At 39.9% G+C, this 15,505-nt stretch carries 13 protein-coding genes and 1 pseudogene; 5 read left to right on the top strand and 9 right to left on the bottom strand.

The window, feature by feature from the left end; translation table 11 throughout:
• Positions 1-80: 80 nt before the first annotated feature.
• The 6 genes and pseudogenes from MUCPA_RS33060 to MUCPA_RS33025 form a co-directional block, all read right to left on the bottom strand.
• Entirely contained in the window at positions 81-1,088 is a 1,008-nt protein-coding gene (locus MUCPA_RS33060) for a PorP/SprF family type IX secretion system membrane protein (RefSeq protein ID WP_008512669.1), read from the bottom strand.
• A complete protein-coding gene (locus tag MUCPA_RS33055) occupies positions 1,089-2,594 on the bottom strand; it encodes a PKD domain-containing protein (protein WP_316928945.1) in 1,506 nt (501 codons plus the stop codon). It lies immediately after the preceding gene.
• Complete coding sequence (locus tag MUCPA_RS39120; RefSeq protein ID WP_040626783.1) at positions 2,591-3,460, bottom strand: PKD domain-containing protein; 870 nt, start codon at positions 3,458-3,460, stop codon at positions 2,591-2,593. The genes MUCPA_RS33055 and MUCPA_RS39120 overlap by 4 nt, the downstream gene beginning before the upstream one ends.
• A gap of 1 nt (position 3,461) precedes the next feature.
• Positions 3,462-4,594, bottom strand: a protein-coding gene (locus MUCPA_RS37365) for an IS630 family transposase (RefSeq protein WP_085983330.1) whose coding sequence is annotated in 2 segments (ribosomal slippage) — positions 3,462-4,168 and positions 4,168-4,594 — 1,134 coding nt in all. Because the reading frame shifts where the segments join, the coding sequence is not laid out codon by codon here.
• A pseudogene (locus tag MUCPA_RS39115) lies at positions 4,591-5,711 on the bottom strand (IgGFc-binding protein). The gene MUCPA_RS37365 and the pseudogene MUCPA_RS39115 overlap by 4 nt, the downstream one beginning before the upstream one ends.
• Positions 5,712-6,123: 412 nt before the next feature.
• Positions 6,124-6,576 carry a response regulator gene (locus tag MUCPA_RS33025; RefSeq protein ID WP_008512664.1) on the bottom strand — a complete coding sequence of 151 codons (453 nt, stop codon included), beginning with the start codon at positions 6,574-6,576 and terminating at the stop codon, positions 6,124-6,126.
• Positions 6,577-6,703: 127 nt separating this feature from the next.
• Here MUCPA_RS33025 and MUCPA_RS33020 point away from each other — a divergent pair, with 127 nt between their 5' ends.
• The gene (locus tag MUCPA_RS33020) at positions 6,704-8,836 is read left to right on the top strand and encodes a sensor histidine kinase (protein WP_008512661.1); all 2,133 of its coding nucleotides are present in this window, start codon (positions 6,704-6,706) and stop codon (positions 8,834-8,836) included.
• A 20-nt stretch (positions 8,837-8,856) separates the two neighbouring features.
• On the opposite strand, the gene MUCPA_RS33015 is transcribed toward MUCPA_RS33020, so the two are convergent.
• Positions 8,857-9,909, bottom strand: a complete 1,053-nt coding sequence (locus MUCPA_RS33015) for a nucleoid-associated protein (RefSeq protein ID WP_008512660.1) — start codon at positions 9,907-9,909, stop codon at positions 8,857-8,859.
• Between the two features lie 131 nt (positions 9,910-10,040).
• Here MUCPA_RS33015 and MUCPA_RS33010 point away from each other — a divergent pair, with 131 nt between their 5' ends.
• The 4 genes from MUCPA_RS33010 to MUCPA_RS32995 all read left to right on the top strand — a co-directional run bounded on the left by MUCPA_RS33010 (position 10,041) and on the right by MUCPA_RS32995 (position 12,744).
• On the top strand, positions 10,041-10,355 hold the full coding sequence (locus MUCPA_RS33010) for an RNA recognition motif domain-containing protein (RefSeq protein WP_008512658.1): 315 nt from the start codon (positions 10,041-10,043) through the stop codon (positions 10,353-10,355).
• A 186-nt stretch (positions 10,356-10,541) separates the two neighbouring features.
• Entirely contained in the window at positions 10,542-11,018 is a 477-nt protein-coding gene (locus MUCPA_RS33005; RefSeq protein ID WP_008512657.1) for an Lrp/AsnC family transcriptional regulator, read from the top strand.
• Positions 11,019-11,023: 5 nt separating this feature from the next.
• Positions 11,024-11,971, top strand: a complete 948-nt coding sequence (locus MUCPA_RS33000; RefSeq protein WP_008512656.1) for an EamA family transporter — start codon at positions 11,024-11,026, stop codon at positions 11,969-11,971.
• Between the two features lie 77 nt (positions 11,972-12,048).
• Positions 12,049-12,744: a toxin-antitoxin system YwqK family antitoxin gene (locus MUCPA_RS32995; protein WP_008512655.1), complete on the top strand. Its 696-nt coding sequence runs from the start codon at positions 12,049-12,051 to the stop codon at positions 12,742-12,744.
• A 27-nt stretch (positions 12,745-12,771) separates the two neighbouring features.
• Here MUCPA_RS32995 and MUCPA_RS32990 read toward each other — a convergent pair whose 3' ends face one another.
• Together MUCPA_RS32990 and MUCPA_RS32985 are read right to left on the bottom strand one after the other, a co-directional pair.
• The gene (locus MUCPA_RS32990; protein WP_008512654.1) at positions 12,772-13,695 is read right to left on the bottom strand and encodes a TPM domain-containing protein; all 924 of its coding nucleotides are present in this window, start codon (positions 13,693-13,695) and stop codon (positions 12,772-12,774) included.
• 135 nt (positions 13,696-13,830) lie between these two features.
• On the bottom strand, positions 13,831-15,363 hold the full coding sequence (locus MUCPA_RS32985) for a rhamnogalacturonidase (protein ID WP_008512653.1): 1,533 nt from the start codon (positions 15,361-15,363) through the stop codon (positions 13,831-13,833).
• Positions 15,364-15,505: the final 142 nt, after the last annotated feature.

The raw sequence follows: 15,505 nt of genomic DNA, 5'->3' as shown, positions 1-15,505 counted from the left end.
TATTAGGGCATCAAACTGTATCAAAGATACTTATATATCGCAAAAGTTACAAACCTTTACGATAATTTTATTCACGAAAGTTAAAACATTCTTTGCGATCCCGAATTGCCTTTATTATTGAGGTGAATACCTACTACTATTTCGTGTGTACCGGTACTTACGGTATTGAGATTAGAGGTTGTATAGTCGTAAGAATACCCCAACGACAAGAATGAATCAATTGTGAAACCCATCATACCAGCCACAGCATCATCTTGTCGGTATGATCCCCCAATCCAAAAATGATCGCGGAAGGCTAATTTGAGATTAACATCCACCGTGTTTTGCGAGGGTTGAATGAGTTTATACATTACAGATGGCAATAACGATACATCATCAGATAAAAAAAACTTTACACCACCTGTAAGGTAATAATGGGGGACTGTTTTACCCTGATTGTAATGAGAGTCTTTAGCAAAATCTAAAGTTTGCGGTAAAAATTGCTGTACCGATAAGCCCGCGAAGTAGTTAGCTGAATACGCCCATACACCAGCGCCAACATTAAGTTTATACTGGCTGTTATTCCCGTTATAAACAGCCGCGTCAAGTGGATATTCAAGGATAACTTCGTTTATATTTAGATTAACGTTATTAAATCCACCTGATAATCCCGCTGAAAGATTAAGGTTAGAAGTTAAACCGATATGATAAGCGTAAGTAGCGTTGATATAGGTTTGGCGGATGGGCCCCGCCTTATCTGTCAGCATCGTTAAACCAATTCCGTGGTGAGGTTCGGCCGCACGGTAAGTGCGGACAAATGATCGGCCGATGGGATTATCACCGTCCGCCGGAACCTGTAAAGCATCGCCATCAACAAAATTACGTCCTAATGGGGCGGTAATGGTAAAATAGGATGTTACCGGAGCTCCCTGCAAACCAGTCCATTGGCTACGGTATCCCGCTTTAGCATCGGTGTAATTTTCAATTCCGCTAACCGCAGGGTTAATTAAAAGCGGGTTTAAAATATACTGCGTGTATTGCGGCAATTGTTGCGCCTTGATATTTACACCCACTACTGTAAGTAATAATACAAACCAAATTCTCTTCATTTACCTGATAATTGTGACAGAGCCAGAAATTTTACTACGGCCGTTTTTAGGATCTATAATATAATAATAGGTACCTACAGGCAAATTAACAGAATTATATCGACCATCCCAAGGTATTCCGTATCCAATAGAATAAAATACTTTCTGGCCATTGCGGTTATAAACCTCAACCGTACAATCGGGGTATGAATTAAGGTATTTTATGTCCCAAACATCATTTTTACTATCTCCGTTGGGTGTAAAAGTATTGGGCACAATTGGTGCCTGTAATACCTTAACGGTTACCGTATCGCTCACCGGGCAAGCCAATGTATCTGTAGTTGACGTAACGGTAAGTGTGTACAAGGTAGTGACCTTGGGAGACGCATATGGATCTTGGATAGTCGGGTCGCTCAATCCGGCTGTTGGCGACCATTGTATTTTATTATTATTACCGCCGCTTATACTTGCTTTTACTTTGGCCTGCCCTCCCGACAAAATGGTAATATCCGGCCCTGCGGCTACCGTAGCTATTGGTTCAACCATAATAGTTTTTGAGCTGCTGGTATCTGCACATGGCGTGCCGTTGGCGGTATAATAACAGGTAACCACATGTGCGCCGGTACCTAAAACCGCTGGATAAAAAATGCCATCAGTAGCTAAAGCACCATCAATGGTGAAGCTTGCTGTGGCGGACGGGCCGCCTGCCTGTGGAATTACTAAGGGCGACAATGGCAATGGAGCGGCATTGAGACATATTTCTGCAGGCAGGTTAAAGGCCGTTATTTTAGGCACGGCAAGCAGGTTAATAGTCTGTGGCAACACAACAGAACATTTTACATCTGATCCTGAATTTGCGGTCATGGTAACCTGGTATGGTGTTGAGAGCTTCACGTATTCTGTTGGATACTTGTGCGTAAATGTACTGCCCGAATCAATTCGAAATGTTTGGATGGGGCTGTTATCGCCAAAATCAATTGTAAAACTATTCACTTTACCCCCGTTAAAATCCTTAACGTAAGCCTGTGTTTCAAACACAACCGCGTGATTGCTGCATAGGGTATCTTTATGCAGAACAGTGAATGCTGCTTTGGGCGATCCGCCGTTTATAGTAAGTTGTTTAATTGTGTCCCTAATGCAACCATTAGCCGTTGTAACCGTGAGTTTAACGTTGTACTTGCCTGGATTGATATAGTGATGCCGCGCTGTTTTACCATTAACCTTGTCCGTTCCGTCGCCAAAATCCCACAAATAACTTAAATTATCGTTCAAGCTGTCTGCCACAGAAGAAAGTGATGTGAAATTTACATAATAATCATATTGGCAAGCATCAGGAAGTGTAAAATCCACCTTGGGTGAAAAATTGACTGTCTTAATTTTAGGCAAAGATGCTGTGCAGCTTTTATCAGTAGTAACTGTTAGCGTAGCGGTATAGGGCTGTGCCGAAGCATAAGTATGAGTCACTGGGTTCGCATCAGCTTTAGGTAAGGTTGTACCATCGCCAAAATCCCAGAACCAAGATGTTATTTTCCCTTCGGATGGAGTGGACTTATCAATAAAGGTAACGGATAAAGGTGAATCGCAAAGTGGTGCGGGAACATCAAAATCGGCAAAGGCCTTGCGTATACATACTTAAAAACCGAGTTTGCACACCCTGTTGTACCGGCAACAGTTAACGTAACTTTGTATTTACCGGGCTGTAAAAAATGATATACGGGATTTTGAACGGCAGAGGTATCGCCGTTACCGAAATCCCAATGCCAGGTTTTGACTGTATTGCCAATGGTAAGGTCTTTAAAACCAACCGTATCAGCAGTGCAAACGGTATCGCGGGAGGTGAATTTAGCTGCGGGGGGATCAACGATGGTAAACGATAAATAAATATCCTCGGTTGAACCGCATAAAGTTGTAATTGTATCAATTGCAGTGACCTTAATATTATAAGTTCCAGCATTTGAATAAGTTATTGGTTTTCCATATGTATATTGGTAAAGTACAGTGGTGTTACTACCCTCTGTTTTAGTTATCGTGGTTTTTGCTGGTCTTGAAACTGTATCAATCGCATTATTACCAAAATTCCATATGAGTTGAGGCGTTGAATATGGCAGTACAATTTGTGGGATCAAAGTGGACGCTGTACAACTGGATGATTCCACTTTGCTCGTGTTTGGGTTCAAAAACTGCACATACTCATTCAGGTTTTTAACATTAGTGCCGGCGGCGTAGCCATATGATTCATGTTCTCCAAATTCGTATGCTATAGCGTTAAAACCCTGATTGGCAGATAAAACATGCGTTGCCCCTTTTGCAACCGAAAATTGGCCATAGGAGTAACCCGTTATATTAGGTACAGCTGTAAAACCACCACCTGGGGTAGCGCCATATAGTGTCACGTCAAGTTAAAATTGTCGGGTAAAGGCGTTTGAGTTTAATCCTTGCATCGTCATTTGTAAATTGCCAGTTAATGGTAGCTTCTTTATTGTTTCGGTGGGTTTGCCAGGCCAACACTTCTTTTTGCATCTTTTTGATATTGTCAATCCTTCGGTTTAGACATTGTCCCATCAAAACATTTAACTCTATTTCTGCCATGTTCAACCAACTGCCATGCTTTGGGGTGTAAACAAATTCAAACCTGTCCCTTAGTCGTTTGGCTTCTTTCGGCTCAAAGGCCTCGTACAACGCTGCTGGTTTATGTGTGCCAAGGTTATCCATTACCAAGGTTATTTTAGTGACTTTCGGGTACCAATCGTCGGCTATTTGTTTGATGAATTTTGCCCAGTCTGTTTTTGTTTTCCGTTCTGTCACCTCCACATATCTTTTCCCGTTCAATGGCTCTGATGCCAAGAATATATTGGCTACCCCGCAACGCGCATATTCAAAATCTTCCCGAGCATCTTGTCCGGGTTTCATTGGGATGGGCAACCGTGTTTCTGTAATCAGCTGTTTTGGGGACTCATCCATACAAACGACCGGAAACTCTTGGCTATAAGGTCGTTTACATACATCCAGCAAATGCTCCATATTAGCAACAAAATCACTGCTTTGGTGCGGTGGTATTACCCAGCCTTTTACTTTCCAGGGTTTTAACTCGTTTTTTTTAACGTCTTTCTTATCGTTTCATAGGAAATATCTTCTACATATTTCAACTCAACCATTTTATCAGCCAATAAACGTAGCGACCATTTTGAAAAGCCTTCGGGTGCTTTGCCACAACTTAATGCTATTAAATGCGCCTCGGCTTCCCCGTCTATTTTTTTTGCTTTTGTCTTGATTATAGGCTTACGGTCCAGGCACGCTTCAAAACCGTCTTCAACAAAACGCTGTTTGACCCGGTCAATCATTCGCATGCTTACTTTTAAAACACGGCTGACTTCTTCGTTGATGATCTTTTCCCCAAGTCCACTTTCATCGCAATTCAATAAAATATAAGCATTGCGATACTGTTGGGCACTGTGAGAACCCTTGCTGATTATTGCACTTAGCCGCCCCCGCTCTTCTTCTGTTAACGTTACTCTATACTTTATCATATCCGTTTTGGATGATAAAGGTATAATAAATATACGACAATATCAAATTGACGCGACACTAGTAAAAAAGATGGGACCGCAGCTGTTGGTATCACAACATTGATATAAGATTGAGTTATTGAATATTTGTCTGTAGAATAAAGTGTAACGTGATTAATATTTTGCTCAAGGGAATTAAGGTATATCATTTCAGGATCGCCGACAGTAGCTTTTTTGTCTGCTGTGCCATCAATTTTATTTCCCTGGGTGACGGCGTATTGAACAACCTGTATTGGCTTATCGGATATTATAACATTCGTAGCCTGGCTGTTAAATTCGTAATAGTATGCACTTCCGGCAGTAACAAGTTTGGCCACATTTGTAATAGGCGAGCCATTTAATGTTATAACTGCGCTTGTATCACTTAACACAACTCTTAAAACATCATAATTATCAACTTTTAAAGGAGTAGTGATGTAATTTTTTCCCCAAGATGCCGTAGATAAACCTGCTGAAATAAGTTATCAGCGCTTGTATTAGGTGAGCCTATATATATTTTGCTGCTTCCTGAAAACATAGCGATTCTTTTGCAGCCACCAGTATTTGTGCTTATAGATTCGATATGTGTCCCTGTCAGGTCGCTATCCGATAGCCCTTGATAGACCTCTCCTTTGTTTAAAGTAACCTGGTATTTGTTTTTTGCAGAATGAGCAATACCTGACGCATCTTTCAATAAGTCGACGGAAGGAGTAATCTCGACCGTCGTATTATCCTCTGTGGCAACAAACATGAAAACAGAATATGATGGCTTAGCTTCCTGTCTTTCCTCTAAAGAATTTGATAGTTGTTTGTAATTCAATGAATAATAGTCATTAGCCAATGTATTAACGGGTAATAGTAATGTTGCACCAGAAACTGCGCTATTGTAGATGTGGGCATAAACCGCTATTGGGTTTAGACTTGTAATGTGGATTCCTTTTTTAGTAATACTTTCTATATCTCCCAAAAAAAGGCTCGAAGGTATTGTAACAAGTGTGGCCAGGTTAGGCACTACTTTAAATGGTATAGCTGCAGTCACACCATCGGCAAAGCTCACAGTACCAGAAGTATTGACGTCCGATGCAATGTATAGTATCATTTGCGAAGCAGTTGGGCCGGCTCCATCAACATGATCCATATACCCTGTCCAGAACTCGGTGCCGATGTTTGAATTTTGGGAATACAACTTGGTTGTAGCCAACAGCAATACAATAAAAAAGGCCGGTATTGCCTTTGCTAATCTCTTCACGTATAATTAATCAGGTGTAAACTATAAAGGTTAAGCTATCGCGTGGGTAAGCAACAGTTCAATTTTTAAATTTAAACAGAAAAATAACAAAACAAAATTTAATAGAGATCATGCCGACAATTGCGTTTTCAACGCATAGCATAATAACATAACAGTAAATGCTTCTAAGTTAAAATTGGCAGATGAAATTCAAATGAAAATTACCGTAAAACAATAAGATTATCATTTTTTTTAAAGGCGTGCAGCAAGTACAAATAAGCAATCAGATGGTGCTTTTGCTGAGGTTCTCCAATTGTTTGTTGGCTATTTCGAGCTTGCGTGCCAAATCACGGTTCTCTTTGCGCAAGTGGTATATTTCTATGGCGTTTTGGATATACATTTTTAATTCCTCGTCAGCCCAGGGCTTTACCAGGTATTTGTATACCTGGCCTCGGTTAATGGCATCCATAACAGCGTTAATATCAGAAAAACCTGTCAATAAAATCCGGATGGTATCCGGATATACAGGTATAATTGATTCTAAAAACTCAATACCCGTCATCACCGGCATCCGCTGATCGGTTACAATAACAGCTATTTCGTTTTGATCCAGGATCTTCCTGCCCTCCCGGGCCGATTGTGCAACATAAATATTAAAATCGCGCCTAAAGGCAGCCTTAAAGCTATTTAAATTATGTATTTCGTCATCTACATACAATACACCAAATCGCATCATTTACATATCATTAAAGTGAGTATTTAAGGATTAATCTATTTAACGGAAAAAAATATAAAAAGTTTATTTTTCTATGCACATTTATATTACAAACGATCATTTAATGCAAATTTGCATGTAATTGCCAATGAAAAAAATATTTGTTTTAATTCTGCTATTTATTGACTGCTACGCTGCCTTGGCCAAACTACCAGACACGCTCGTCGTACACGAGAATGAAAGCATATTAATTACTAATAATTTTTTTACACAAATAGAGGATCCCGGTAGCGGCCTAACCATCCAGGATGTTTTAAAACGTAAGGATTTTATCGCAGTTAAATCGGCTTTGCCGGCGCTAAAAATTTCAAATCCGGTAATCTGGCTCAAAGTAATCATCAAAAACCAAACTGACGAAGCGAATGTCAGGGCCACTATTGGCTCAACGGTTATCGATAAATTTGACGTATACACCACAACAGGTAACAACAACATATTGCATTTTGAGCCCGAAAAACCAGATAGCCACCTTAGTTATTTTACAGCGAAGGAAACCTTTATCAATTGTCTTATCGATGTAAATACAGTAAAAATATTTTACATCAGAATACAAAGCAATTACCCCAACGTAGTGCCAATAAAGATTTATAGTGAGGATGAGTACTGGGAAAGTTTCAATTCTAAAAATACCACCTTCGGAATATTTGCCGGCATCCTGGTTATTATGATGATCTATAATGCGTTCTTGTTTTTCATTGTAAAAGATAAAAGCTATTTATTTTACGTATGCTATGTTTTTTTTCTGGGTGTTTCTCAGGGTATTGTACATGGCTACGGCGCGGATAGCGTTAGCCTGATGCTGATGAACAATTACATACTGCCTGCTACCCGGATACTTTTATGGGTGTCAATCATTTTGTTTATCAATGAGTTTTTACAACTTAAAAGCCAGTATGCACAAATTTACAAGTATTACAGGCTGCTGTATATCACATCGCTGCTCCCTTTCTTGTTTTTTTTACTTGGCTACTCCAACATAGGCTACGATATTATCAGTTTAAACGCAATTATAGTGAGTTCGTCGTTACTGGTAATGGGCTTGTGGCTCTATACAAACGGCGTTACACACGCCAAATTTTTTATGCTGGCCTGGAGCTTATTCCTGGTATCAGTTATTGCATCAATAGCACGTAATAAAGATTTTATCCCCTATAATGATTTTACCTCGAATTTATTTTTGTTTGGCGTGGTACTCGAGCTGGTATTGTTCTCGGTAGCGCTGGCCGATAAAATAAACTTTTACCGGCATCAAAATAACCAGGCGCAATTTTTGGCACTTAAAATTGCAAAGGAAAACGAAAAATTAATTACCGAGCAGAACATTCAACTTGAAAATAAAGTTTTGGAGCGTACCAAAGAACTGCTGGAAAGTAACAAAAGCTTAATGAGCTTGGTAAGCAATTTAAAGGCCGCCCAATCGCAATTGGTAGAAACAGAAAAAATGGCTTCACTGGGCCAGCTAACTGCCGGCATAGCACATGAAATTAACAATCCTATCAACTTTGTAAAATCAAACATCAAACCGTTAAAGCTGGATTTCTATGATGTTTTTGAACTTTTGGACAGATATACAGCTATTGAAAATCAAAACCCTGAGGCTGATTTGTTTAAGGAGCCAATTGAGTTTAAGCAAAAAATAGATATCGGGTTTATAAAAAAGGAAATTACGGACCTGTTAAATGGCATAGAAGAAGGCGCATCCCGTACTGCAGAAATTGTACAAAGTTTGCGGGCTTTTAGCCGCACCGATGAGGTTGAGCTAAAGCCCGCGGATATTAACAAAAGCATTTTAAGCTCCTTGGTTTTACTGCGGAACATCATACCCTATTATATTGAGATAACGCCAGTTTTTGATAAGCTTGAGCCGATTAATTGTTATCCTGGAAAGTTAAACCAGGTTTTTATTAACCTGATACACAACAGCATCCAGGCAATTACCGAAAAGAAGAAACACGAAAAGGAAAATATACTGATAGTTACCAAGGATTATCCCGAGAATGTTTCGATAGAAATTACCGACACAGGCGTAGGCATGACCGATGTTGTTAAGCAAAAAATGTTTGATCCATTTTTTACTACCAAAGGTGTCGGCGAAGGTACCGGCCTGGGCCTGTCTATCGTTTTCGGAATCATAGAAAAACACAAGGGCGCTATTGATGTTAAGTCAAAACGTGGCAAAGGCACAACAATTGTTATCATGCTGCCGAAAACACTAACTTGATTTACGAATGTGGCGCTGCGTCATGATTCCTCCTTGAAATATACTTTATAGTAGTTCATGGCCTTATCGTCGTCAAAACCTTTCTCTATCAGTTCCTTATCGCCGTGAATATAAATGTGAAAGTTTCGGTCGAGCTTCAGCACGGTTTTGTAAACCCTACCCTGCTTTTTTACAGCGGCGTCCGAGATATCAAAGGTTGAGGCTATCTCGGTTTCGTAGTCTTGTTCGTACTGTTGCTTGTAGGTTTTGAACGACTCTATGGCCTGCTCATTACCTAATACCTCGCCCGCAAACTCATCCATGTCAAAAGTTTCTTTTTCCTTAAAGTACTTCATGGACTTGTTAAGCAAGTCTATCTTATCAGCTTTTGTAAGCTCAAACTCCTCGTCAATTTTTTGGGTGACAAAATTTTTGTAGATACTTAAGGTATTGCTGGTTTGGTTATAGCTATCATTCCTGATTTTAAGTTTTAAAAAATCATCTTTCCAGTATACTGCTTCATTGTTGCGGTTAGTTTGATCAATCACCAAAACCTTGTAGCCCTCTTCTTTCTCGCTGTTAAAAATAAGGCAGCCCTTATCCAGTTTATGGATATTGATGCCATCCTCTTCGTATTCCAGGTTAAAGCCGCCCTTGGCGGGATAAACCTTTAAATAAGTTTCTTTGTTCTCCGATTTAAAAATGCCAATGGCATCTAAAAGCTCGCCCTCCAACTGCACGTTTTTTAAATAAGCTACATACAGTTCACCCGATTTTATTTTAGGATGATTGGTAATATCGAACAAATACTTAGTGATCTGCTGGCTAACTTCATGAAAATTTGCTGGGTTTTTAAATATGCTTTCCGAAAAATGAAAAACATCGTTCAAATTCAAATCGCTTGAGTGGATAAATCGATATACCTCGTTTACCTTCTCAAAAGGACTTAAAAAGTATTGCATCAATAGTTTATTTAACAATTCGTCAGTAATTTCTACCGGATTGTCAGATAATACGTAAAATTCATCAAGCAGTTTATTGCCTACCCGGTGTACTGAAAGTTGTGAAAGTGATGCTTCAAATGATGTAACCATATTGTTTTGATATCAACTGCAAAGAAAGTAATTTGAAGCGATTACAATTAATTAATAATTTGATTGATAAATGATAAAAAAGTTTATTTGATATTGATAAAATAAGTATTTTTGAAAGAAGCAACCATTGTATGAATATTTTTATTGGCAACTTACCCTATAAAATACAGGAATCTGAGTTAAGAGAGCTTTTTGAGGATTACGGCGAACTAACATCGTTAAAAATAATCACGGATAAGCAAACCGGACAAAGTAAGGGATTTGGCTTTGCAGAAATGCCTGACAGAGAATCAGCACTCAAAGCTTTGGAAGATTTAAATGCTGCCGAAATTTACGGAAGAAACATTGTGGTTAAAGAAGCGGAAGAAAAGCCAAGGAATACTTCAAGTTCCGGAGGTTTTAAAAGCGGCGGCTACAATAAAGGCGGCTATAACAAAACCAGATAACCCTACCTGCATTACCTTCTTTTTCCCGGTAAATCTATCGGGGCACTGCTTTATTTTCATTTTATTTGCCCTTCTTTTTTTCGAAACTTTTTTACAATTAAAATTAAGTACGTTAAAACAGAATAAAATTCAATTAAGTACAGAATATTTGATTATTAATCTGAATAGCGATAGCTTTACAGAATAGTGGATGGAAGCGAAATTATTCTGGATAAAACCGATCTGCATATTTTGCGTTTGATGCAACATCATGCCCGGATATCAAATGCCGATTTGGCGCGCGAACTTAACATGGCGCCATCCGGAGTTTTGGAGCGCGTTAAAAAGCTTGAGCAAAAGGGTGTTATTTTGCAATATACCACACGCTTAAATCCCGCTGCCTTGCAGCAAAAATTGCTTGCCTTTATTTTTATGAAAGCTACAGATAGTCCGGGCAGCAATGCAACGGCTACGGAGTTGGCTAAAATACCAGAGGTACAAGAGGTTCATCATATAGCCGGCGAAGATTGTTACCTCATCAAGGTACGCACACATGACGCCGCATCGTTAATGCATTTGATGCGTAACAGCTTTAGTAAAATCCCCAACATCTTATCCACCCGTACAACAATTGTGCTTGAAACTGCTAAAGAAGAGCAGCAACTGGTTATACCACCAAATTAGTCACCATGCTACCCAACAATCAAAAGTCAGTTTCGCCGGTAATGGTGGCAATAGCATTTGCAACGGTTTACATTGTATGGGGCTCAACCTATTTCTTTATCCAGATTGCGGTTCACGGCATCCCCCCGATGCTATTAGGCGCCGCCAGGTTTTTTACAGCAGGCCTATTATTATTAGGCTGGTGCGCCATTAAGGGTGAAAAATTATTTAACAGAAACAACATATTACATGCAGCGGTAAGTGGCATATTGTTATTATGTGTAGCTAACGGAACCGTAATATGGGTGGAGCAGACGCTACCCAGCGCTATGGTTGCCATCATGGTGTCGTCTGCACCTATCTGGTTTGTTATACTCGATAAACCTAAATGGAAAGATAACTTTAAAAACAGATCAATAGTTGCAGGGCTGTTAATAGGCTTTACAGGTGTTATATTATTGTTTGGCGAGCAAGTTGCAAAATCGCTTGGCGAAAGTAACGGCCAATCAAAATTAGGTGGCATGGCCCTGTTAATTGTTGCCTCCATTGCCTGGCCATCAGGGTCGTTATATTCAAAATATAGGGCTACCCAAGGTTCTGTGATGGTTAATACCGCATGGCAGATGCTTATTGCCGGCATTATGTTTATTCCTGGTATGTTATTGCATCACGAAACAGAACATTTAAGCTGGCAAAAAGTGCCCGCTACATCCTGGTTTGCATTAATTTATTTAATTGTATTTGGCTCTATTGCCGCGTACAGCGCATATGTTTGGCTACTGCAAGTTAGGTCTGCGGCACAGGTAAGTACTTATGCCTACGTTAACCCAGTTATAGCAGTACTATTGGGCATTTTTTTTGCCCGAGAACATATATCTCTACTGCAAATTGCCGGCTTAGTTATCATTTTGGCAAGCGTACTATTAATTAACCTGGCAAAGTATCAAAAAGAAAAGCAAATTAAAACCGAATAAAAACAAAATAGTATTGAACTTACTTAACCAGTTCATCGTATCTTTATCGTTGCCCGACATCTATTTTTAATTCTGATATGCTACGTATTATTTTGTTTTTCAGCCTGCTCAGTGCCGCTTACGTAAGTTATGGCCAACAGACGTTTATTGTGAATGATAAAATCGCCCCCGATATTACCGCCCAGTATCACGTTTTAAAAGATAGCCCTGATGTGAAGCAAGGCCGATACCTTGCCCTATACAAAAAAAAGATTGTTGCCGCCATGGGTAATTATGAGCGGGGAAAACAAACCAGCATCTGGCATTTTTATGATCCGTCGGGAAAAATAGTACAACATTATAATTTTAGCACTAAACAACTAATTTACGAGGTGCCGGATGATACGCTGAGCTATAAAATTAGTTATGATTTTGATAAAAAAATAGCCGATACCGACCGGGTGACCAAACCCATCAGGATAGGTGATATTTTTTACGGCTACCAGCCTTATCTTAAGTTGTTTAAAATAGATGCATCTACACTGAATAGACAGCCGCTTTTGTATGTTGTTTTACAAGTGTTAGTGAGCCCCAACGGTCGCCTTGCCGAATGCAAATTAGTTGTAAGAGCAAGGCTTAACAACAATATTGTTGATAGCTATTTGATTAATAACGAATCGTTAACTGACGACGATAAACTATTTATCCCGGCAACTATTAACCACGAAAACGTATCGTCAACGATATATATACTTTGCAAACTTACACCAAACGGCGGCGTTAGTATTTATTGAATTTACCGCGTATCGCTAAAGTATAAGCTACCAATCCGAAGTAGCGCCGCTATTGGATGTGTCGCTATCAGAAAAACCACTATCGGGCGATGAATCTCCTGAATCATCAGAACTACTGTCCGGGTACGTCGATGAACTATCGGAATCATCAGCAAATTGATTGGCTGCATAAGCCGTTGCGGCTCCAATTGCGGCTCCGCCAACAAAAGCTCCGGCACGTGAACCATGCTGATTAGAACTTTGATGATTAGAGTGCCCAATGTTACTATTTGTAGTGGATATTGATGTCCTGTAGCCTGTATTATTGCCATATTGGTTTTTAATCACCGTAATGAATAACCAAATTATGCCTATCGCAATCGCTATAAGCAGCAATGCTCCCGCTACCGCAAGGAAGGTAACCAACCAGCTATCCGGCTGCCCAGAGGCCGCCACAGTTTTCTGTGAAATTTCGACCGACTTTGTATCTGCTTTTAGGGCTGCCGAGCGGGGATTATATCCATCTGCTATTTGCCCTACCAATAATTGGAGCCCTCCGGCATAATTTCGGTTTGAGAACCAGGGCTTCATAGCCTGTAAAATAGCCGCACGCTTCTCGGCGGTGAAAACAGAATCTAAGTCGCGTACTACTTCAATATACTGTTGCCCCTGTTTGGTGGCAGCAACAAATACTAAACCACTGAGGTTCCCTCCTACCTGCCATTCCCGGCCTATTGAAGCTGCAAAACTTTGGATATTATATTGAGCAGGAATTTTCTCTACCAGCACAATGGCCATTTGCATACCCTCTATCCTTTCAATTTCATGCATTTTGCTGCTCAGGTTATCAATTTCCGCCTGGTTTAATACATGCGCAAAATCATTAACATAAGTGTTGTTTTGGCGCGTGGGTATTTGCGCCCAGGCAGTATTACAGGCCAGCGTAAACAGAATAAATAATAGTTTCTTCATTAGTTTGCAGGTTCAATTTGCAGGCTTTAAAGTAAAGTGAATTGCTCGAATAAAGAAACATTTGCTACAATTTTTAAAATGCAGTTTGCCTAAAATACAAAAAGCCGGAGCAAAATATGTTATCATTAAGCCAGCTTATAATTCCTTTGCCGCTACATCATTTAGTACTGTATCAGGTATTAACTTACTATTGTAAATATTAAAATCCTTAACATGTTTCAGCATAAACGTTGCAGCCCCTTCAATTTTCGAGGCCCTGATGTGCTGAAAATCAGCACCATCTATATCTTCTAAAAAATAGGCTGGCCGTAAATCAGGTTTGATAAAGCTTACCTCAACATCGCTCATTTTCAAATCCTTTACATGGCGGATAAAAAAGCTGTATGATGGTGTACTACCAAAGGTATCAGGTTCCGGATAACCTTTTTCCAATTCGGGCACCTGGGTTGCCGCCTGTTCTTTTGTTCCTTCCCCTTTAAAATAAACCCTGATGTTATTGAAAGTGAGATCTTCAATTTGATGGCCGGGTACGCCACTAATGAATGCCGCCTGCCTGGCATCAACATTATAGGCAATGATATTACTGATGATTACGCGTTTAATACTGCCAACGGGCGTACCTTCAGGGCCACGCATCCGCGCACCTAAGCGCACAAATATGGGCGAATTAACAATGTCGCGCATGGTGATATTGCTTATCGTTACATCCTCAAGCAAGGCGCCATCTACGGTTTCGAGCGCCAGGCCACGGCAATAATCGAACACGCAGTTGGATATGGTGATATTTTTAAACCCACCGTTTGATTCGGTTCCTAATTTAATACGGCCAATGGGCTTACCTTTCATTACCGCGTTTGAATCGCGTTTATAGGTGCCTTCTAAAAACGAACCTTCGTCATATCCAGATACCTGGCAATTGGTAATAGTAACGTTTTCGGTAGCACGGGCATAGTTTAGCGCATAATCGCTTTTAAGGCAAATGCCATCATCTTCAGGCGAGTTCACAAAACAATTAGATACCCTAACGTTTTTGCAGGATATGATATCCATCCCATCGCGATTGGTATCCATTTTTATATTATCGATGGTGAGGTTATCAACTCCGGTGAGCAAAAATACAAACCAGCCCCCATGTTGCACTGTAAAATCGCGTAATATAACGTTCCGGCATAATTTCAGGCTGATGGTTTTATTGCCAAAACCTTCGTTTACAGTATTTTTTTTAGAAGTGCGTAACAAACCCTTTCCCCATATTTTACCTGGGCCGGCGATGGTTATATTTTCCAGGTTCTCGCCGACGATCAGGCTGTTGTGGAAATGGCTGTGCCCATAATCCTGATATATTTCATTGGCATTTTTCTCGGGTAAATCATACCCCTTTTCGGAGGCAATAAGCGTTGATCCCTGATCCAGGAATAAACCAACGTTACTTTTTAAATGAATGGTAACCGATAAATAATTACCTGCCGGAAAGTACACCGTACCACCTCCGGCCGCCGCTGCCGTCTCGATAGCTTTGTCAATCGCTTTAGTATCTAAATTTTCACCATCGCCTTTGGCCCCATAGGCTTTAACATTGTAAAAACCATTAGGCTGGGCTTTAATTGTTGAATAGGCAACCAGCAATAAGGTAAAGCAGCAGCTTAGTTTGCTAACAATATTTCTCATGAAAAGTCTATTTGGTTTACACCTCTAATTAAAGAAAATTATTACTAATGAGGTGTGTTATATCAAATATTAATCAAATTTAACCGAAAGGCTATGGCATAAAAAAACGCCAATTACAGGTTTACCCGCAATTGGCGTTTTA

This window comes from Mucilaginibacter paludis DSM 18603 (assembly GCF_000166195.2).
In the GTDB taxonomy this organism is placed as follows: domain Bacteria; phylum Bacteroidota; class Bacteroidia; order Sphingobacteriales; family Sphingobacteriaceae; genus Mucilaginibacter; species Mucilaginibacter paludis.
This window is presented reverse-complemented; position numbering and strand designations above follow the sequence as displayed.